Source organism: Vibrio parahaemolyticus, assembly GCF_900460535.1.
GTDB classification, from domain to species: Bacteria; Pseudomonadota; Gammaproteobacteria; order Enterobacterales; family Vibrionaceae; genus Vibrio; species Vibrio parahaemolyticus.
Map to the genome: position 1 here is coordinate 2,428,680 of NZ_UHIL01000001.1, position 21,593 is coordinate 2,450,272.

The 21,593-nt window shown below is 44.5% G+C and carries 16 protein-coding genes and 1 tRNA gene; 8 read left to right on the forward strand and 9 right to left on the reverse strand.

Annotated elements, in window-relative coordinates:
• Positions 1-94 precede the first annotated feature (94 nt).
• On the reverse strand, positions 95-2,797 hold the full coding sequence (gene adhE / locus DYB02_RS12520; protein ID WP_005461748.1) for a bifunctional acetaldehyde-CoA/alcohol dehydrogenase: 2,703 nt from the start codon (positions 2,795-2,797) through the stop codon (positions 95-97).
• A gap of 803 nt (positions 2,798-3,600) precedes the next feature.
• On the opposite strand from adhE, the gene DYB02_RS12525 reads away from it, so the two are divergent.
• Together DYB02_RS12525 and DYB02_RS12530 are read left to right on the forward strand one after the other, a co-directional pair.
• Positions 3,601-4,239, forward strand: a complete 639-nt coding sequence (locus tag DYB02_RS12525; RefSeq protein WP_005461786.1) for a YchE family NAAT transporter — start codon at positions 3,601-3,603, stop codon at positions 4,237-4,239.
• 35 nt (positions 4,240-4,274) lie between these two features.
• Positions 4,275-5,132, forward strand: a complete 858-nt coding sequence (locus tag DYB02_RS12530) for an ion transporter (RefSeq protein WP_005461750.1) — start codon at positions 4,275-4,277, stop codon at positions 5,130-5,132.
• A 62-nt stretch (positions 5,133-5,194) separates the two neighbouring features.
• Here the strand turns inward: DYB02_RS12530 and asd are convergent, their stop codons facing one another.
• Positions 5,195-6,310 (reverse strand): aspartate-semialdehyde dehydrogenase, encoded by a 1,116-nt coding sequence (asd, locus tag DYB02_RS12535; RefSeq protein WP_021484870.1) that lies wholly within the window; start codon positions 6,308-6,310, stop codon positions 5,195-5,197.
• Between the two features lie 434 nt (positions 6,311-6,744).
• Here asd and nhaC point away from each other — a divergent pair, with 434 nt between their 5' ends.
• Entirely contained in the window at positions 6,745-8,178 is a 1,434-nt protein-coding gene (gene nhaC, locus DYB02_RS12540) for a Na+/H+ antiporter NhaC (protein WP_005494466.1), read from the forward strand.
• An 87-nt stretch (positions 8,179-8,265) separates the two neighbouring features.
• On the opposite strand, the gene DYB02_RS12545 is transcribed toward nhaC, so the two are convergent.
• The 3 genes from DYB02_RS12545 to yejK all read right to left on the reverse strand — a co-directional run bounded on the left by DYB02_RS12545 (position 8,266) and on the right by yejK (position 11,934).
• Positions 8,266-9,429: a hypothetical protein gene (locus tag DYB02_RS12545; protein WP_025502101.1), complete on the reverse strand. Its 1,164-nt coding sequence runs from the start codon at positions 9,427-9,429 to the stop codon at positions 8,266-8,268.
• 108 nt (positions 9,430-9,537) lie between these two features.
• The gene (locus DYB02_RS12550) at positions 9,538-10,728 is read right to left on the reverse strand and encodes an Hpt domain-containing protein (RefSeq protein ID WP_370446056.1); all 1,191 of its coding nucleotides are present in this window, start codon (positions 10,726-10,728) and stop codon (positions 9,538-9,540) included.
• Positions 10,729-10,935: 207 nt separating this feature from the next.
• A complete protein-coding gene (yejK, locus tag DYB02_RS12555) occupies positions 10,936-11,934 on the reverse strand; it encodes a nucleoid-associated protein YejK (RefSeq protein WP_005461746.1) in 999 nt (332 codons plus the stop codon).
• A gap of 85 nt (positions 11,935-12,019) precedes the next feature.
• Between yejK and DYB02_RS12560 the strand changes: the two genes are divergently transcribed.
• From DYB02_RS12560 to DYB02_RS12570, 3 genes are all read left to right on the forward strand, one after another.
• Complete coding sequence (locus DYB02_RS12560; protein WP_005461743.1) at positions 12,020-12,247, forward strand: YejL family protein; 228 nt, start codon at positions 12,020-12,022, stop codon at positions 12,245-12,247.
• Between the two features lie 23 nt (positions 12,248-12,270).
• Positions 12,271-14,079 carry a DUF3413 domain-containing protein gene (locus DYB02_RS12565; protein ID WP_015297072.1) on the forward strand — a complete coding sequence of 603 codons (1,809 nt, stop codon included), beginning with the start codon at positions 12,271-12,273 and terminating at the stop codon, positions 14,077-14,079.
• A 153-nt stretch (positions 14,080-14,232) separates the two neighbouring features.
• Positions 14,233-14,323 (forward strand) — tRNA-Ser (locus DYB02_RS12570).
• 168 nt (positions 14,324-14,491) lie between these two features.
• On the opposite strand, the gene DYB02_RS12575 is transcribed toward DYB02_RS12570, so the two are convergent.
• Entirely contained in the window at positions 14,492-15,400 is a 909-nt protein-coding gene (locus tag DYB02_RS12575) for a histone deacetylase family protein (RefSeq protein ID WP_029806858.1), read from the reverse strand.
• 270 nt (positions 15,401-15,670) lie between these two features.
• Between DYB02_RS12575 and DYB02_RS12580 the strand changes: the two genes are divergently transcribed.
• Both DYB02_RS12580 and DYB02_RS12590 read left to right on the forward strand, forming a co-directional pair.
• Positions 15,671-16,360 carry an SDR family oxidoreductase gene (locus DYB02_RS12580; protein WP_029806860.1) on the forward strand — a complete coding sequence of 230 codons (690 nt, stop codon included), beginning with the start codon at positions 15,671-15,673 and terminating at the stop codon, positions 16,358-16,360.
• 121 nt (positions 16,361-16,481) lie between these two features.
• Positions 16,482-16,688 carry a hypothetical protein gene (locus DYB02_RS12590; protein WP_005461782.1) on the forward strand — a complete coding sequence of 69 codons (207 nt, stop codon included), beginning with the start codon at positions 16,482-16,484 and terminating at the stop codon, positions 16,686-16,688.
• A 50-nt stretch (positions 16,689-16,738) separates the two neighbouring features.
• Here the strand turns inward: DYB02_RS12590 and DYB02_RS12595 are convergent, their stop codons facing one another.
• The 3 genes from DYB02_RS12595 to DYB02_RS12605 all read right to left on the reverse strand — a co-directional run bounded on the left by DYB02_RS12595 (position 16,739) and on the right by DYB02_RS12605 (position 21,549).
• Positions 16,739-18,703, reverse strand: a complete 1,965-nt coding sequence (locus DYB02_RS12595; RefSeq protein ID WP_029805727.1) for a DNA topoisomerase III — start codon at positions 18,701-18,703, stop codon at positions 16,739-16,741.
• Positions 18,704-18,808: 105 nt separating this feature from the next.
• Positions 18,809-19,357, reverse strand: a complete 549-nt coding sequence (locus DYB02_RS12600; RefSeq protein ID WP_005461733.1) for an NAD(P)H nitroreductase — start codon at positions 19,355-19,357, stop codon at positions 18,809-18,811.
• A gap of 179 nt (positions 19,358-19,536) precedes the next feature.
• Complete coding sequence (locus DYB02_RS12605) at positions 19,537-21,549, reverse strand: NADPH-dependent 2,4-dienoyl-CoA reductase (protein ID WP_029805725.1); 2,013 nt, start codon at positions 21,547-21,549, stop codon at positions 19,537-19,539.
• Positions 21,550-21,593: the final 44 nt, after the last annotated feature.

Consider the following 21,593-nt stretch of genomic DNA (forward strand, 5'->3'; position numbering starts at 1 on the left):
AAACAAAAAAAGCCCCAGTCATTTGACTGGGGCTTTAACCTTTTCCCGATTAAGGTTTCGTGCTAGCGAAAACCTTACTCAAAGCGACTCTTAATTACGCGTCAGCTTTTTCTTTTTTAGCTTTAGGAGCAGATTTTGCTGCTTCTTGGTCTGCTTTCTTCTTGATTACTGTAGTACCTTCGAAAGTTTCACCTTCAACGAAAGCTTTACCGTAGTAAGAAGCTAGTAGAACGTCTTTTAGCTCGCTAATTAGAGGGTAGCGTGGGTTCGCACCAGTACATTGGTCATCGAACGCTTCAACCGCTAGCTCGTCTAGTTTCGCTACGAAGTCAGCTTCAGCAACACCTGCCGCTTGGATAGACATTGGGATGTCTAGGTTAACTTTTAGTTCATCCAACCATGCTAGTAGACGTTCAATCTTCTGAGCAGTGCGGTCACCAGCTTGGCTTAGGCCTAGGTGGTCTGCAACTTCAGCGTAACGACGACGTGCTTGTGGACGGTCGTATTGAGAGAACGCAGTTTGTTTAGTTGGGTTGTCGTTCGCGTTGTAACGTACCACGTTAGAGATTAGTAGTGCGTTAGCTAGGCCGTGTGGCAAGTGGAACTCTGCACCTAGTTTGTGCGCCATTGAGTGACAAACACCTAGGAATGCGTTCGCAAATGCTACACCAGCGATAGTTGCTGCGTTGTGAACTTTCTCACGAGCGATTGGGTCATTTGCACCATTCGCGTAGCTTGATGGTAGGTATTCTTTTAGCATCTTAAGTGCTTGAAGAGCCTGACCGTCAGAGTATTCGTTCGCAAGAACAGATACGTAAGCTTCTAGAGCGTGAGTTACTGCATCGTAACCACCGAACGCTGTTAGAGACTTAGGCATGTTCATTACTAGGTTCGCATCAACGATAGCCATATTTGGCGTGATTTCGTAGTCAGCTAGTGGGTACTTGGCACCAGTCTTGTCGTCAGTAACAACTGCGAATGGAGTAACTTCTGAACCAGTACCTGAAGTTGTAGTGATACATACAAGCTCAGCTTTTTTACCCATTTTAGGGAACTTGTAGATACGTTTACGGATGTCCATAAAGCGCATTGCTAGTTCTTCAAAGTGAGTTTCTGGGTGCTCGTACATTACCCACATGATTTTCGCTGCATCCATTGGAGAACCACCGCCTAGCGCTAGGATAACGTCAGGTTGGTAGCTAGCCATTTGAGCCGCACCTTTTTCTACTACAGATAGTGTTGGGTCAGCTTCAACATCGAAGAATGTTTGAACTTCCATGCCTTGAGCTTTCAGTAGGCTTACTACGTCATCTGCGTAACCGTTGTTGAATAGGAAACGGTCAGTTACTAGGAATGCGCGTTTCTTACCTTCTAGGTCGCCAAGTGCGATTGGAAGGCTGCCACGACGGAAGTAGATTGACTTAGGTAGTTTATGCCACAACATGTTTTCAGCTCGCTTCGCTACAGTTTTCTTGTTGATTAGGTGCTTAGGACCTACGTTCTCAGAGATAGAGTTACCACCCCATGAACCACAACCTAGAGTTAGAGAAGGTGCAACGTTGAAGTTGTACAAGTCACCGATACCACCGTGTGTAGTCGGGATGTTGATTAGGATACGAGCGGTCTTCATCTTGTCACCGAAGTAACGGATGCGGTCTGCATTCACGTCTTGGTTAGTGTATAGACCAGATGTGTGACCGATACCGCCGATCTCTACCATTGTTACGGCTTGAGCAACTGCATCTTCGAAGTTGTCTGCACGGAACATACCTAGAGTTGGAGATAGTTTCTCGTGAGCAAATGCGTCATCGTAAGATACTTTGCCTAGGCCTTCACCGATAAGCACTTTAGTATCTGCAGGAACTTTAACACCCGCCATTTCAGCGATAGCTGTAGCTGGTTGACCAACGATTTTCGCGTTTAGCGCGCCGTCGATTAGAAGCACTTTACGTACTTTGTCAGCATCTGTTTTAGATAAAACGTGAGCTTTATGAGAAGCAAAACGCTCTTTCACTTCGTCGTAAACTTCATCAACTACGATTACAGCCTGCTCAGAAGCACATACTACGCCGTTATCGAAAGTTTTAGACATTAGTACAGAAGCAACTGCACGTTTGATGTCTGCTGTTTCATCGATAACTACAGGAACGTTACCAGCACCTACACCGATTGCTGGCTTACCAGAAGAGTAAGCTGCTTTAACCATGCCTGGACCACCAGTTGCAAGGATAAGCGCGATGTCATCGTGTTTCATTAGAGCGTTTGATAGCTCAACTGAAGGTTGGTCGATCCAACCGATGATGTCTTTTGGTGCACCTGCTGCTACTGCTGCATCTAGAACAAGTTTCGCTGCATCGTTAGTAGAGTTTTTCGCACGTGGGTGTGGTGAGAAGATGATACCGTTACGAGTCTTCAGAGAGATTAGAGATTTGAAGATCGCTGTAGATGTAGGGTTAGTTGTTGGTACGATACCGCAGATGATACCTACAGGTTCAGCGATAGTCATAGTACCTAGGTTGTCATCCTCTTCTAGGATGCCACACGTTTGTTCGTCTTTGTATTTGTTGTAGATAAACTCAGAAGCGAAGTGGTTCTTGATTACTTTATCTTCAACAATACCCATACCAGATTCTTCTACCGCTTGTTGCGCTAGAGGGATACGAGCTTGGTTAGCTGCAAGAGACGCTGCACGGAAGATTTTGTCTACTTGCTCTTGAGAGTAAGTAGCGAACTCTTCTTGCGCTTTCTTAACGCGAGCAATCATTGCATCTAGTTCAGCCATATTAGTTACAGGCATAGGGATTCTCCTAAAATTAACAAATATTAAAAACTTTTTATTAAGGCAATTGTCTTTCGTTTTTACTGTTTATCAGTCACTTAGAGAACAAACGTCTTAGTAAATTGCTTTCAGGACTGAGTATAATATTTCAGAGTGTGGAAAAAATTGACTTGGATCAGTTCTCACACTCGAAATACCACCAAAGTAGTGGTTAACCACAACAATTTAATGTAACTATTTGATAAACAAATAAATTAAACCAACTTATTTATTGCGTAAAAAACAAGCAAACAGACAAAAAAATAAAAGAAACAACAACAACCTGTAAAAAAGTTTCATTTTTAGCCAACAAAATTACATGTAGGCCTAATTTTTTGTGCTACTGAGAGTATATCGAATCAAATACATCTCTCTACAAACCACCTTTGTTTTTATCAAAAATGTGCGAATGTTAACGTTTGTGTAAAACAGCACAATTTCACAGCAACATCCTACGTAACATTTCACTCTCAGATTAGATACATTTTATTAAAAAATTAGTTTTTCTCACAAATAGTGGGGTCAATACGTTAGTTTTTTTCATTTCTTCCTAATGCACTTTTGCCTTACATTTAGCGCCGAAAACCAATCTGGAATCTGGTAAGTAGATGTTCCAATAATTGCGCAGAAATTCGATAAGAACAAAGGTGCGTATCGCAGTTATCCATCCCTTTCTAACTGTAGTCACCTCCCACGAATTTACTTAGCAACAAAACCCGATAGATTGGTGTAAATTTACCCTTTCCGTTTTTCACTAATGTGAACATTTACGAGTACGCAATATGCAGACTTTAGAGCTAGCCATTTTCCTGCAGTTTTTCTTGGGGTTGGTTGCCGCCGTTAACCCCGTAGGCATCATGCCTGTTTTCGTGTCTTTAAGCGGACATATGACACCAGAAGAAAAGATCAAAACCGCGACAACAGCCAATGTGGCAGTGGCCGTCATCCTGATCATTTCCCTGCTTGCAGGTCAGTTACTGTTGGATATGTTCAGTATTTCACTGGATTCATTCCGAGTGGCAGGTGGCTTGCTGCTGTTAAGCATCGCCTTTTCGATGATGAGCGGTAAGCTCGGTGAGGATAAGCAGAACAAACAAGAAAAATCTGAATACGTTAGCCGCGAACAGATCGGCGTTGTACCACTAGCGATGCCACTAATGGCTGGTCCTGGTGCAATCAGCTCAACAATCGTTTATGGCGCGCGTTACCCAAGTATGTTCGATACCGTGGGCATCGTTATCACGATTGGTCTGTTTTGCCTTTGTTCTTGGTTGCTATTTCGTTCGGCACCTCTGATCGTTCGTTTCTTGGGTCAAACAGGCATCAACGTGATCACACGTATCATGGGTTTGATTCTTGGTGCGCTAGGCATCGAGTTTATTGCAAACGGCTTACGTAACTTGTTCCCTGGATTAGCCTGATTTTATTAATGACGTTATGATAGAGCGATTCAACAATGGATCGCTTTGTCATGACGACTCACTCTCTAAAAAATACACTTTACGTCACTATATTTGGCACCCACACCAAAGCCGGCCGTGCTTTTGATATCGCGCTTATTATTGCCATCATCAGCTCGTTAGCCGTTCTCGTTCTAGATTCCATTCCCTCGGTACGTGCCGAGTGGGCAAAAGAACTGAAGTACCTTGAATACACCTTCACCGGCCTGTTTACCATTGAGTACTTGCTACGTCTGTATTGCTCGCCAAAACCGGTGGCGTACGCAAAAAGTTTCTACGGTATTGTCGACCTGTTGGCGATCATCCCAACTTACTTAGTATTGTTCTTCCCATCCGCCTCTTTCATGGGCGTGATCAGAGCACTACGTGTGATGCGTATTTTTCGTATCTTGAAGTTGGTGAGGTACCTGCAAGAGTCCAACATTTTGTTGCGCTCATTACTAATGGCTCGCAGAAAGATCTTCATCTTCTTCACAACCGTCGCCATTTTGGTCACGATTTTCGGTTCATTGATTTTTATTGTTGAAGGGCCAGAAAACGGGTTTACCAGTATTCCGAAAAGCATTTATTGGGCTATTGTGACCATAACCACCGTAGGATATGGAGATTTGGTTCCGCAAACTAACTTAGGTAAAGCGCTGGCATCTATAACCATGCTCTTGGGTTACTCGATTCTCGCGGTTCCGACAGGGATATTTACAGCTGAGCTACATCAAGAGATGCAATCCCACAAAGTACTGGTGAAGTGCCCTAACTGCTCTCAAGCTGGACATGACTCGGACGCTATCTACTGTAAACATTGTGGAAGCGAGTTGGCCGACCCGGACAAAAGAGTGGTTCGAGGTGAAGGTTAAAATAGAAGGTTAAAAAAAGAGCTCCTACTAAAATAGGAGCTCTTTTTACGAAGTTTTGTCGATTACGCTTTTTCAGAAAGGATAATACGAAGCGTACGACGCAGTGGCTCGGCAGCACCCCAAAGTAATTGGTCACCAACAGTGAACGCGTTTAGGAAGTCATCGCCCATTGCCATCTTGCGCAGACGACCAACAGGAACTGACATAGTGCCGGTGACCTTCGCTGGCGTTAGTTCTTGAGCCGTGATGTCACGATCGTTTGGAATCACCTTCACCCAGTCATTGTGAGTTGCAATGATTTCTTCGATTTCATCCATCGGCACATTTTGCTTAAGCTTGATAGTCAATGCTTGAGAGTGACAACGCATCGCACCGATACGCACACATGTACCATCGATAGGAACTGGAGAACCTTGCGAACCAAGGATCTTGTTCGCTTCAACACCCGCTTTCCACTCTTCTTTGCTCTGACCATTATCGCGCTTCACATCGATCCACGGGATCAACGAGCCAGCTAGTGGTACGCCGAACTTGTCGGTAGGGAATGACGCGCTACGCATTGTGTCTGCAACTTTCTTGTCAATATCAAGAATTGAGCTTGCTGGATTTGCCAGTTCAGAACTTACTGCATCGTTGATAACGCCCATTTGAGAGATCAACTCACGCATGTTTTGCGCGCCAGCGCCAGAAGCCGCTTGGTAAGTCATCGCACTGGTCCATTCCACCAACCCTTTTTCAAACAGGCCGCCAAGACCCATCAGCATCAGGCTAACGGTACAGTTACCACCTACAAAGGTGTTCGTGCCGCCATGAATACCATGTTGAATTTGTTTTAGGTTCACAGGGTCTAGCGTGATGATCGAATCTTCCGCCATACGCAGTGTTGAAGCTGCATCAATCCAGTAACCTTTCCAGCCTGCTTGACGAAGTGCTGGGTACACTTTTTCAGTGTAGCTGCCACCTTGACACGTAATGATCGCATCAAGCTGTTTTAAACTTTCGATATCAAAGGCATCTTGAAGCATACCTGCATCTTTTCCTAGATTAGGCGCAGGGATACCTACTTGAGAAGTGCTGTAGAAAACTGGTTCAATCAAGTCAAAGTCTTTTTCTTCGACCATACGCTGCATTAGAACCGAACCGACCATGCCGCGCCAACCAACTAAACCTACTCTCATCGCATAACTCTCCATGTAATAAATTAAACCTACCCCATAGTTCATTTTTCGCAGAAAAATCTCAAGCCCTAATTTGTAAATGAGGTCAATTTTTACCCTTTTACCGAGAAAATTCACGTTAGCCGTAATTTCGAACTATTTGTGCTGCCTTTACTCCTCGATTAACAAGTAGGGAAATCCCCCACTCCGAGCGTATTGGTCTTACCACTCAGTGAGAAAACAACAACTGAAGCACAATAAATTCACATTACACAACATTTAAATGCATAGATTTTAAAATTAATTGGCAGTTAATTTTACAAGCAAACGTTTTAGCCGACGAACATCAAGATAAAACACCAAATATTCGAAATATAATTTTTGTTAATGTATGTTATGCGCTATTACAACAAGGAGCGCCTTCCTCTATTGCTCCAAGATTGACAGAGGCACATATGAAGCAAGTTACAACACGCCTTCCTAGCTTGATACAGGTATTTATCTCGCTAGGTTTATTTCTACTTCTGGCATTTTCGTTTACTGCCAAGCTAGACCTGCCAATTCAGCTCGCGCTGTACATCGGCTGGTTTATCATCATGCTATTGGGTCTTAAACTTGGTCATCAGTACAAAGACTTAGAAAAAGCCGCGCTAAACGGTATTTCTAATGGTTTGGGTGCAGTATTGATTCTCCTTGCCGTTGGTGCACTTGTCGGCACTTGGATTTCAGGCGGAATCGTACCAACCATCATCTACTACGGTCTTAAAGCCATCCACCCTTCTATCTTTTTGCTAGCAACAATGATCATCTGTTCATTGACTGCGTTGGCAACCGGCACATCTTGGGGTGCAGCAGGTACCGCAGGTATCGCAATGATGGGGATTGGCCAAGGTCTTGGCGTTCCTGCCCCAATTACAGCGGGTGCAGTACTTTCAGGTTGTTACTTCGGTGACAAGATGTCGCCTCTATCAGATTCAGTGATTCTTGCTTCATCAATGTCTAACGTTGAAGTGATGGAGCACATCAAAGGCATGCTGCCTATCGCGCTGATCAGCTACGTGATCACTGGCATTATGTTTACTGCTTTTGGTTTCCACTACGCAGGTCAAGTAGACATGAGCCAAGTGGACTCGGTGATTAAAGCGATGGAACAGCAGTTCTACATCACGCCTTACTCATTTGTTCCTGTGATCATCGTATTGTCACTTCTAGCAATGCGTATGCCTTCATTCCCAGTGATCAGTTTTGGTTCTCTGCTAGGTATTATTTGGGCAGTAATGATTCAAGATGTGGACTTCCTGACTGCGTTCAACACTGCTTGGGCTCCGTTTGCAATCTCATCTGGCGTAGATTTCATCGACTCGATTCTTAACCGTGGCGGCATGTCTTCAATGCTTGGTTCAGTAGCGGTTATCGTGTTTGGCCTTGGTTTTGGCGGCCTGCTAGACAAAGTGGGCGTGCTTGAAACTATCGCGAAATTGTTTGAAAAACGCGTTCAAAGTGCAGGTTCACTGGCAACAAGCACAATCGGTACGGCCTTTATGGGTAACGTGTTTGGTTCGGCGATGTACGTTTCACTTATCCTGACACCAAAAATCTGTGCGAAGAATTACGACCGTCTAGGCTACAAACGTAAGAACTTATCTCGTAACGCAGAATTTGGCGGCACGCTAACATCAGGCATGGTTCCTTGGAGTGACAACGGTATCTACATGGCAAGTATTTTGGGTGTTGCTACGCTGTCTTACGCCCCATTCATGTGGCTAAGCTTTGTATGTATTATTGTGACTATCTTCACGTCTTACATGGGTTGGTTTGTTGATAAATGCGAACCAACAGCAGAAGCAGTTGAACAAGCTGAAGGCGAATTAAAGCAGCAAACGGCTTAACTTCGCAGAGTTAGGAAGAACCTCACTTCCGAATGAAAGACAAAAAAAAGAGCGCATTAGCGCTCTTTTTTGTATCTAAACTACACGTTAGCTTTGTTTAACTTTTGTTTTCACCGCCGCTCGCTTGCCAAGCACATAACCTAAACCAAGCGGAGCGAAGAATATCGCAGCAATGAACAGAATAAAGTAGACAATTGTGCTCTTCACTAACTCTATCAACTTGGTCATGGCGAGATTCACAACCTCTTGAGACACTCTATCCATATCCTGAGCAAACTTCTCACGTTCATGAGTGATGATCAGAGCGATCTCTTGGCGCTCTCTTGCCACCATTTCTTCTAATGCTTGTCGCTCTTCACCTAATTGAGACAAACGCTCTTGGGTTTTTTGGTCAATGTCGTCCACTAAAGGCTGCAGTTCAACCGCCATTTGTTCAGCCAAATAACGCATATACTCAGGGTTGTTATCGATGAAATCTCTCATTGAGTCAGCAGTCACTTGCAGACTGTTCAAAGCGGCATTAACCTTCTCAATACTTGCCGAACTGTTCAACGCTAATAACTGCGCCTTCCAAGTCATGATCTTTGGCGTTTGTTCAGAGACCAAACTCAATCTATCGGATACATCTCCCAATGCTTCCGGCATCGTACCCAACGTTGTTACCGCGTCTTCCTCACTGATTTGATTGGCTTCTAACCAAGCACGGTAAGCTGGCGTTCTAATCATGCTTAAATCAGCGAACGGATACTGTTTAACAAAGTCAGCAACAAAGAGCTTCGTTTTATCGTAAACCTCTTTTTTCAACAGTGATTGAGCGAGCTGGTCTACCTCATTGGCTAAGTGTGCCGAGACTTGTTTGGCTTCATCCGTAGCAAAAATGTCACGGCCAGCGCCCGTCGCATAAAACTGGTTCATTTGATGGGTGAACACCCACGTATCAATCAATGCAGCCATTGGTGATACTTGATATGCTGCAGCTTGCAAGCCTTCTTCTGCATTGATCTTCCACAGCAGGACGTAAGACTGGTTCACTTTATCATTGGGGTCATACTGCTCTTGAAGCACATCGGCGGCTTGCTCAACTTGAGCAAAAAATTGAAGTGCATATTCGCGCGTTAAAATGCGCATATTAAGCTCTTGCTTAGTGAGAGGAACGGTCTGGCTGTCAATTTTCACTTCTAACAGGGAACACCCTGAAAGAGTGGTAACCAACCACAAAACCATTAGTGACGATATTCGACGAATGGACATGAAGCTACCTTTATCAAATTGTATAGAACAGGAATTAAGCGGAACCCAAGTGTAGGTTCGAACGCGCCTTTAATACCTCAACCGCCAACATTTTAAGTCAGAGGAATATCAATCTGTTAGCACTTCTCGTATCTTTTCACTGTTGAGAACTTTCTCTGCGAAAAGTGTTGTTTGTTGTAATACATCCCTTAATTGACAGAGCTTATTATCCGGTACCTCTTTGCCCTGTTTTATCAATAATTCTATCTCACCTGAGATGTAATGCAGGGGCATTGCACCTAAACTTCCTGACACCCCTTTCAGGCTGTGCGCCGCGCGCTGTGCGTTGTCTATATCTTCGTTTAGAAGTTTATGTAATTTAGAACCATCTTCAGCATGATCTTGAATAAAGACCTCGAGCAACATTCGGACAGCGCCTTCATCTCCAGAAAGCGAATCCAGCATTCTGTTTATATCGATAAACGGTTCTTGCGGAGCCAGCAATTCTTGTCGCGAATCAGGGGTTAGCTCTTGCGTTTTATTCGCTTGAGCATCACTTGCCAACTCACGCGCTTTGTTCTCGTGTTCTAAAGAACTGGATGCGTTTTCAGTTTGAGAAACGGCAGGATCTGATGAACTTGAATTCGCCACCTCATTTTTAGAGAAGACAGCCCATGAGACCAACGCCAACAGACAACCGCTCACGACAATAAGCCAAAAGATAAAAGAAACCAGTTTTTGTTCGAGCGTAGCCTTCATCGACACCAACTGATTAGGAAAATCTGGCTTTAATAACTGATTCGCCAAATAACTGCCCTGTGCATTCGCCGCAAGAACACTTGAAGTTTGTGCGAGTCGACGTTGAAATGCAGAACGCTCCCCTGTCGACAGTGAATCCGATTCGATAAACAGTAAATCCAGTTCGCGATAGGTATCCGTATTGGTGTTGGAATCGCTAAAAATCGATTCAAGAACCAAGGCTCCCAAGCGGTAATACATGTTTTCAATTTGCTGCGAGTTGTTTTCCGCACCTCGGCTGGTGTGCAGTTGCTCCGCCAACGATACCAACTCACCATCACTGCCAATAAAAGCGCGTGCACTTTCCAAAAATCGATCAGTTGAATAAAGCAATTGCGTGACGTCTGGCCCATTCGCATCAGAGACTTCACTTTCTAATTGAAGACGAACCGCGTACACAAGCTGAAGTTTGAGTGAGACTTGATCGACATGCTTAACTCGATACGGCAACTCAAAATTAAAGAAGTTACGTACTTCCTCAACTTTACTGCCGAGTTCATTCAATGTGGAAAGCGTTTGCATCGTCTGCTTTGCTTGAAACCAAAGAGTTGCAGAAAATACACACCACAAAATGAATAAGAACCAAATAATCCGCTTAATCCCTGCTCTTAATTGATGCAACGCTCAGTCCTCATATAATCCATTAATTACAAGCATATACCATGTTCTGAGCTCTGGCTGTGCTTGCTTCACATAAAAAAAGAGAGCCTAGGGCTCTCTTCATAAGAATTAGTTACGACTTAACTGATCTTTCAAGTTTGGCGGTGTCCCTTTGATCGTCAGCGTATCTGTTTCTGGATCGTAGAAAATACGCTCGCCCAACAACAAGCTGTCAAAGCTGATATTTAAACCACCACCGGCACCCACATATTTAGTCAGCTTACGAACCGTTGAGCGATCACCAGGGAATGATTCTTCAAGCTCGTAACCTTGCTCTTTGGTGAAGTCCATAAAGCTCGTACCATCTTGGCTTGGCGGTAACTCACCAGAAAGTTCAGAAATTTGAACCTCTTCACCAGATTTGATCTGCTCGTTACAGTAGTTATAGACCTGCTTTTTGTACTCGTTAACTTCTTGCTTTTCCAACTTAGAATCCGCACAGAAGTCATCCACCGCTTGCATCAACACAAGGTTTTGCTGTTTCGTGTCTAAGCCAATATCGGCTTGCAGAAAATCAAGGAAGAAATCAGCGACTTTACGACCAACACGCCCTTTGATGTATTGTAGGTAACGGTTAGATTCTTTATCCGTCTCGTAACTCGAAAGGTCAATGCGCGCCGCAATGTCCATCTTCGTGATATCGAGGTAGTCCGTCGCGCTGATGTCCAAACCCTCAGTCACTTTCAGGCTTTGGTTCATCGGCAAGATACCAATGAAAAGATAATCTGTTGCTAAACTTTGGTACTCAGCAAAAACCAAAATGCCTTCATCCGCAAATGGGTACTTAATCAGTTCTTCTTTCAGGCGATTTGCACTAATTTGTGAGAAGTCGTAAAAATCTCGCTCTCCTTTGCGCATTTCTTGAAGCCAAAATTGAAATTCGCTGTCTGACTGGAAAGAGCCAAAACCTTTACCAGCTTTAGAATGGAATACTCGATGGAGCTCTGCGACGAGATTTTCAGTTGAAGCATCGTTTTCTAGTGATGCTGGACGAAGTTTAACAACCAGTTCGTCCTGATCGTTTTTGCACAGTTGATGCAGAATAACGTTTGAAAGATGAAGGCTCATAGTGATTTTATCTTGCTACAAGGTTTTAGTTGATGGGCATTGTAGGTTATCATAAGCCGCTTTTACTATCATTATTAGAGTCTTTATGCCGATTACATCTAAATATACTGACGAACAAGTAGAGAAAATTCTTGCTGAAGTCGCTTTGGTTCTTGAAAAACATGCCGCTTCTCCTGAATTGACGCTAATGATTGCCGGAAATATCGCAACGAATGTCTTAAATCAACGTGTTGCAGCTTCACAACGCAAACTGATTGCTGAAAAATTTGCTCAGGCGCTGATGTCTTCATTAGAAACACCAAAAACACATTAATAACGGATAAATAGAACACATACATGGTAGACAGCGGAAACTCATACGGCGAACGTGTATCTCGACTGGTTGGTTGGGGTCATTGGTTTGCATTCTTCAATATCGTAGCTTCGATGTTGATAGGCACACGCTACATTGTTCAGTCGCCTTGGCCCGAGACGTTGCTGGGTCAGTTCTATCTTGCGGTTTCGTGGGTTGGCCATTTTGGCTTCCTTGTTTTCGCTCTCTACTTATTGGTTCTGTTCCCGTTGACGTTTGTCCTGCCATCACGGAAGTTATTCCGTTTGGTGGCAGTGATCTTTGCCACTGTTGGACAAACAATCTTATTGATTGATACCCAGGCGTACCAATCCATAAACCTGCACCTAACCCCTGTGGTTTGGGAGCTGTTATTCAGCGATGATAAAAGTGCGTTAAGCTCGGATCTACAACACCTGTTTGTTGTGATGCCGCTGATATTCCTTGTTCAGCTCGCCTTATCAGAATGGGTTTGGCGTAAGCAACGCAAACTTTCTCACAAACACGTTGGTCGTCCACTGGCTGCCGTGTTCTTTTTGAGCTTTATGACCAGCCATTTGGTCTACATTTGGGCTGATGCCTATTTCTATAATCCGATCACGAGCCAACGCTCAAACTTCCCGCTTTCTTACCCAATGACGGCGAAAAGCTTTATGGAAAAACATGGTCTGCTTGACCGTGAAGAGTACCTAAAACGCTTAGCGGAGAATGAAAATAACGTTGAACTGGTGAACTACCCACTAGAAAAACTTGAATTCAACCGCCGTGTAAACAAGTTGAACGTGTTGATGATCAGCGTAAATAACCTGCGTGCAGACGCGCTGAATCAAGAAGAAATGCCAAACCTCTACGAGTTTGCACAACAAAACCAAAACTTCCGTAAACACTACAGCTCAAGCAATGATACATATGGTGCATTTGGCTTGTTCTATGGTTTACCAACGAGCTACGCCTCTAGCATCAAGGCACAAGGTGCCTCGCCTGTACTTCTTGATGTACTTAAAGATCAAGGCTACACCTTCGGTTTGTTTAGCGGCAGCGGTTTTGAAGATGACCTTTATTCAGAAATCGTCTTCCGAGGCGTAAACCTAGCTGAAAAACTGGATGGTACTCAAGCCCATACCGATAAACAATCTATCGCCGATTGGAACATGTGGCTAACGGAAAAAGCGAACCAGCCTTGGTTCAGCTACATCGAAGTTACTACGGTAGATAATTTTGAATCTATCCCGTCGAACTCGAAAGAAGATATGTCGGCGAGTGAACGCTTCAAAAATGCTTATGAGTTTGCCGTGAAATCTGCGGATGACAAAGTCGGCGGTATTATCAAAACACTTGAAGACGCTCAATTATTGGTAAACACCGTTGTTATCGTCACTTCCAACCATGGCAGTGAGTTTAACGAAACCAATACCAATAGCTGGGGCGCAAACAGTAACTACAGTCGTTACCAATTGCAGGTGCCAATGGTAATCCATTGGCCTGGTATGATGGCTGGTGAGTTTAATCACAGCACGAGCCATTTAGACCTTTCAGTTACGCTACTGCAAGATATGCTTGGTGTATCGTCCAATCCATACGATTACAGCAGTGGTCGTAACTTATTTGACGAAAGCCGTCGCCGTTGGATTCTTGCTGGTGATACTCGAGAACTTGCTCTCATCACAAATAACCAAACTACCGTGATCGATAAGTTCGGGAACTACAAGCTATACGATGAGAACTACAAGCGCATGCGTGATGAAACGCCTAAACTGCCGGTTCTTATGCAAGGCTTAACCGAGTTACAGCGTTTTTACTCTAAAAGTGAATAGTTGAACACTCAAAGTTGATAGAAAAGCTCTCCAAATGGAGGGCTTTTTGTTTATTTAAGCAACAAACAACACAAAATCGAACAGGAAACACTCAAACGAATAATTTAGGGGTTTACAAGGTTTTCAAAGCCTTATATTATTCGCGTCAACAACGGAGAGATGGCTGAGTGGTTGAAAGCACCGGTCTTGAAAACCGGCATACGTTAATAGCGTATCTAGGGTTCAAATCCCTATCTCTCCGCCACATTTAGAAAAAGCCCGCTAAGAAATTAGTGGGCTTTTTCGTATATTCAGATTTGAAAGGACTTGGACAAATCCCTCCTTGAATACAAGCCCAACACTCCGCCACATTTAGCAAAAGACCACTAATACGTTAGTGATCTTTGTTCTGCCTAATTACCTTTTTCAACTATCAAGAGGCAAAGACTTCTGTCGCCGCTTTTATTAACTGCATGTGAATAGGTACAAGGTCTGCGTGGTTTGTTCTATATCCACCCCCCACAACGGCGGCAACAGGAATCCCTCTGTTTTTCATCAGTTGAAAAAGAAAACGATCACGCTCAAAAATTGCTTGAGTCGATACGTCAAAGTAACCAAGCTCATCATCTTGATGAATATCTACCCCAGCGTCGTAAATCACCATATCTGGACGATGGAGATTCAACGCCATCTCGACCACCTCTTTAAACGTCATCAAAAATGTTTCATCGTCTGTTCCTTTTGCTAACGGAACATCCAAATCAGACTGTGGTTTTCTGGCAGGAAAGTTTTTATCGCAATGAAAAGAAAGCGTCACGATGTCAGGTTCTTCTTGGCACAAGGTGGCGGTTCCATCACCATGATGAACATCACTATCAATAATTAAAATCTTATCAACGTGCTCGTTATCCAACATGTGTTTAGCCGCAATCACTAAATCGTTGAACAAACAGAATCCGCTACCAAAATCTTTGTGAGCATGGTGGTAACCACCACTTAAGTGCAGTGCGATACCGTGCTCAAGCGCTTTTTCGGCTGTCAGAAGTGTACCAGCCGCTGACGTCAGTGTTCGAGTGATCAGAGCTTCACTCCAAGGAAAGCCGATTCGACGCATTTTAGCGGCGGGCATAATACCTTGTGCCAGTAAGTCAACATACTCCGCATCATGCACGCGCTTGATCGCTTCAATTGACAGAGCTTGTGGTTCAAAAAACTGCACCCACTCAGCTTGCACATCGCGACGTACCTCTTCATAGAGATATTGATACTTCATGATTGGGTAACGGTGCCCTTCAGGCAATTCAAGTTTTGAGTATATAGGGTGGTATATCAGTGGCAACATGAGACATTCTTTTCATACAACGTTGTGAAATATTACCAACTACAAAGGTTGAATAGAAATTAATTTAATTGATAATGATTTTCATTAAAAATTAAATTTCATACTCCAACGATGAAAAAAACGACATTTACGGTCCTAGGCGCTTTGTTTGGTTTCTTCTGTGCTATCTCTGTATTTATATCCCTGTTGTTTAGTGCATGGTGGTTAGTTGATTTTGTCGCACTCAGCTAACACAATAGTTTGATAACGTGTCTTACCAGAGAGTTAAAAATGGCCCATAGTGTTTTTATCACAGGCGCAAATCGTGGTATTGGTTTGAGTCTGACAGAGCTTTATCTTGAACGCGGGTGGAACGTCCACGCTACTAGCCGTAACGTCACAGACAGTGACGAACTACAAGCTTTGAGAGCACGTTACTCCTCTTTGAGCTTGCATGAACTGGATGTTACTGATTACGCAAAAATCGCGTTACTTGCTCAGAGCCTGCCACCTATCGACCTTTTGATTAACAACGCTGGTTACTACGGCCCTAAAGGTTATGGGTTTGGAAACACCGATGTGGATGAATGGCGTAAAGTACTTGAGATTAATACGATAGCGCCACTTAAACTGGTCGAAACGCTCTATCCACAACTGCAACAAGGACAGTTGAAAAAAATCGCCTGCATCTCTTCAAAAGTCGGGAGTATGACGGAGAATACATCGGGTGGCGGCTATATTTATCGCTCGTCAAAGGCGGCACTCAATTCCGTAGTCAAAAGCTTAAGCAATGACTTAACGCCTGACGGTTTTACTGTCCTTGCTTTGCACCCTGGTTGGGTACGCACCACAATGGGTGGGCCAAATGCACTTATAGATGCAGAGACATCAGCTCAAGGGCTGGCACAAGTTATTGACCAAAGCACCGTTGGACACTCTGGTCAATTCATCAATTACGACGGAACTTCGCTTCCTTGGTAAGTATTTTATAAAAAGATGAGAGGTAGGTTAGCTTTATGCTTTCTACTTCTCTGACAACCTTGAATTTCTGCGTTTCCTTTCCAGACTTAGTAAGGCTATCAAACAAATAAGGAGAGTGAGCATGGCTGCGGATAGAGATCTGGTGAATTTTAGTGAAGATCACGAACTCAACTACTGCTTAAGAAGCGCAGGGAAACGTCAGACACAAGCGAATCGCGATGCGTTGGTCGATTTAGGTAAGCAAGTCAAACAAGTCTCGGGCAAACGAGTTCTTACGCAAGATGATGTAAGAGGTGCCATTCAAAATCACGGAGATCTGTTTGAGTAACACCACCACAAACAACAAGCAAAAGCGGCGCTATCATGCGCCGCTTTTGTTTAAGAGCTCTTTCGCTTTGTGGCTCCCGCTTTCGATGCCCCACTCTTTGGGTAGCTTCGCTTTTTACGCTTGAACGCCGGACGTTCGACTTTAGGTAAGTGGCGCAGAGAATCCGGTATAGGCCCTGATTTTACTTGGCTCATCAATCCATCAATACGCTGTTCAAGTGCCTGCATGAAAGGTTGATAAGCTTGATTTCTTTCTGCCATCCCCTGAAGCTGGTGCTCCCAATGAGCGGTCATGTCAGGATACGTCGCATCTTGTGGTAATGCGTTGATTAACCCTCGTCCAGCTTGCGAGCTGAGTATGGATTTACCTTGCCTTGTCAATAACTGACGCTTAAAGAGCGCATCCAAAATACCCGCACGAGTCGCTTCCGTACCTAATCCATCTGTGTCGCGCAGAATTTTTTTCAACTCTTTATCGGCAACATAACGAGCAATTCCCGTCATCGCTTGCAGCAGAGTGGCTTCAGTAAAGTGTTTTGGTGGCTCAGTTTTTCGGTCTTTAATTTCACCTTCACGACATGTTAACACCGTGCCTTCACTTAACGGTGGCACCGCATCAATACCTTCGTCTTCTTTATCCGTTTTTCCCATCAGTGCTTTCCACCCCGGCGAAACAAGTTGACGGCCTTTAGCGATGAAAATGCCACCAGCGATGTCGAATACCAATTTCGCTTCGGCATAGACAGCCGCAGGATAAAACTGCATTAAATATTGGCGCGCAATGAGCTGATACACTTTCATTTCGTTGCCAGACAGTGCATTAACGTTGGCTTGCTTAGGCGTTGGAATGATGGCGTGGTGAGCATCGACTTTTTTGTCATTCCACGCTTTCGACTTAATCGATAAATCGGCACCCTTCACTGCGCTTTGCAGTTCTTTGGCGTTGTTTGCAATAGCGGATGTAACCGTTTCAGCTTGAGAATAATGCTCCAACGGCAAGTAGCGACAATCAGAACGCGGATAAGTGATCAGTTTGTGCTTTTCGTATAGTGCCTGACAAGTATCTAGCACTTGCTGCGCACTCATGCCATAACGCTTTGCTGCATCAATCTGCAAAGCAGATAATGAATATGGCAATGGTGCAGATTGCTTGGTTTGCTTCTGCTCTGATTCCTTCACTATCGCTGGCTGGTTCGCGATCCGATTAGCGACGTTTTCGACTAACTTGCGATTTAATACTCGCCCTTCTTCATCCTGCCATGGTTTGCAAGCCTCACTGGGTTTCCAGCGTGCGCGAATATCAAACGCCCCATTTGGGTCTTGATACGGGATCAATGCGTGCAGCGTGAAGTAATCTTTCGGAACAAAGTTTTCAATTTCTTCATCTCGACGGACGACAAGCCCTAGAACCGGAGTTTGCACACGCCCAACCGAGAGCACACCTTGGTAGCCAGCCTTTTGTCCCAGCAAGGTATAAGCGCGAGACATATTCATTCCGTACAACCAATCCGCTCGCGAGCGCGCAAGAGCAGAAACAGACAGAGGAATAAAATCACGATTGCTGCGCATTGAGCTTAGTGCGCGCTTCACTGCAGGTAAGTTCAAGTCAGAAATCAGCAAACGCTGTGTCGCTTCTTTCTTAGTTTTGGAAAGCTTGCAGTAGTCGAGAACCTCATCAACTAATAACTGCCCTTCACGGTCTGGGTCTCCCGCATGAATCACTTCGGTTGCTTCTTTGAGCAATTTACGAATCACGGTTAACTGCTTACTGGCACTTTTTCTCGGTCTAAGTTGCCATTGTTGAGGAACAATCGGCAGATCGGCCATGTTCCATTTTTTGTAGCGTTCATCGTAAGCGTCTGGCTCAACTTGCTCTAGCAAATGACCAATACACCACGTCACCACATCACCATTTCCACAACGGATAAAGCCTTGGTCTTTCTTTTGGGGATTAGGTAAAGCAGCCGCAATAGCACGACCTAGACTGGGTTTTTCAGCAATAAACAGACGAGACATAAGGATTTGGAAATCAAAATAATTAGGGCCACATTATCGAATGTAGCCCTAAGAAATCAAGGAAAAACTGTATAAATGAACAGTAAGCGTTATCTAGGTATGTATTTATTGAAATTCAACAAACTTAGACAAATCGCGCTCTGGCACTTTCATTGGAGTACAACCTGGTGTACCAAGGTATAGAAATCCAACAATTTCATCTTCACCTTCTAGGCCAAATGCTTGATGTACCTCAGGGTGGAACATCCATTTACCTGAACGCCAAAAACCTTGGAAACCTTGCGCAACCGCCGCCATTTGCATTGCTTGAACAGCGCAGCCTGCAGAAAGATATTGTTCCAATGCAGGGACTTTTTCATGCTCGGTTACTTTCGCGATCACGGTAATGACCATTGGGGCACGAAACGGCGCATTTTTCACTTTTTCGATCACGGCCTCATCACTATGGTCTGCAATCGCGGCTTTCACCAAAATATCTGATAGCTTCTTCAAACCATCACCTTGAGCAATCACAAAACGCCAAGGGGTTAAGCCCGCATGGTCAGGAGCACGAAGACCTGCACGAATAATATTCTCCAACGCTTTGCCCTCTGGTGCTGGCGCAGATAATTTGGCGATAGAGCGACGGTTAAGCAAAAGATCGAGAGCTTCCATGAGCGAGTCCTTATTGAATCTAACTGTTATTTTCTTTGCTGCTCACTTTAGCATAATCCTCTCACTCGAATAACAATCTGTTTTTTAGGGATTATCGTGATGATTCACACAAACCGAGAGCAACAGAAACAAAAAAGCTGCGCATCACACGCAGCTCTTGAGTCATACAAAGCTCGATGTTATAGCTTCACAGCAAGTTTTACGCCTTGGCGAATTGCGCGCACTGCATCCAACTCACCGGCATAATCAGCGCCACCGATGATATGCAGTTTTTCACCAAGTTCAGACCACTTGTCTTCAAAAGGACGTACTGATTCCTGTCCCGCACAAATAACAACTTTATCAGCCTCTAAAAGTTGCTCCTTACCATCTACATGAATGTGTAAACCGTTGTCATCAATTTTGTCATAAGACACGCCACCAAGCAGATGCACTCCGCGTTTTTCTAATGTGCGTTTATGGATCCAACCTGTCGTTTTACCCGGTCCTTTACCAACACGACCTTTGCGACGTTGAAGCACCCACACTTCTTTGTCACTCACCGCGTCTGGGTAAGGGTACAGTCCACCTGGTTGCGACATTTCTTTATCAATGCCCCATTCATGCAGCCAATCATCCAACGTTTGCCCAGCAGGCTCGGTAATCATTGTCGCAACATCAACACCAATACCACCAGCACCAACAATGGCGACTTTTTCACCGACAGGCGTTTTGTCACGAATCAGCGTTTGGTAATCCACCACTTTTTCTGCATTATCAATACCTTCGATATTGACCTTACGCGGTTCAACACCAGAAGCCATCACAACCTCATCGTACTCTGTCAGCAAATCGTAGTTCGCTTCCGTAGACAAATGCAGATTTACACCCGTTTCATCAATTCGGTTGGCAAAGTATCGAATCGTTTCTCTGAATTCCTCTTTACCCGGGATTTGCATCGCTAAGCGGAATTGCCCACCAATTCGGTCGTTCTTTTCAAACAGATCAACTTGATGACCACGTTCAGCTAAAGTCGTCGCACAAGCTAAACCAGCAGGGCCTGCGCCTACAACGGCAATATTTTTCTTCTTGAACGTTGGTTCAACCACAATTTCTGTTTCGTAACAGGCAAGTGGATTGACGAGACAACTAGCGCGCTTACCTTTAAATACGTTGTCCAGACACGCTTGGTTGCAGCCGATACACGTATTAATAAACTGCGCTTTCTCTTGTTCTGCCTTCGCGACAAAGTATGGATCCGCCAAGAACGGGCGAGCCATTGACACCATATCCGCCTGACCAGAAGCAAGGATTCGCTCTGCTTCATCAGGAGTGTTAATTCGATTACAGGTGACAATTGGCACAGAAACGTGCGGTTTCACCTTCTCGGTTACCCATGTAAATGCACCGCGAGGTACTTGCGTTGCAATGGTCGGAATACGTGCTTCATGCCAACCAATACCAGTGTTGATAATGGTGACGCCCGCGTCTTCCAATCCTTTGGCTAATTCAATCACATCTTCGAACGTGCTGCCCTGCTCGACGAGATCCAGCATCGAAAGACGGAAAATGATGATGAACTTCTCACCCACCGCTTTACGTACAGCTTTCACTATCTCCAACGGGAAGCGCATGCGTTTTTTGTAACTGCCGCCCCAATCGTCATATCGCATATTGGTGCGCTTACAAAGGAATTGATTGATTAAATAACCTTCTGAGCCCATTAATTCCACGCCGTCATAACCGGCAAGTTGAGCGAGTTCAGCGCTGTTGGCAAATGCATCGATGGTCTTTTTGATCTGACGCTCGCTCATTTCACTCGGCGCAAACTTCGCGATCGGCGCTTTAATGCCAGAGGCGCTCTGCGCAAACGGGTGCATCGCGTAACGCCCAGCATGTAAAATCTGTAGTGCAATTTTGCCACCATGCTTGTGCACGGCATCGGTAACTACTCGGTGCGCCTTTGCGTGTTTTGGCTTACTAAACTCCGCACTTAACGGGTGCAAACGACCGCGTAAATTCGGTGAAAAACCGCCGGTCACGATAAGCCCGACGCCACCTTTCGCGCGCTCTTCATAAAACGCGGCGAGCTTTTGCAATCCTTCCTTGTGCTCTTCTAGACCTGTGTGCATTGATCCCATCAGGACTCGGTTTCGTAATTGTGTAAAACCTAAGTCCAGTGGTTTTAATAAATTAGGGTACATGGCAGACATCACTAAACATCCATTTTTATTATCATGGTCTGACCAGACTACGT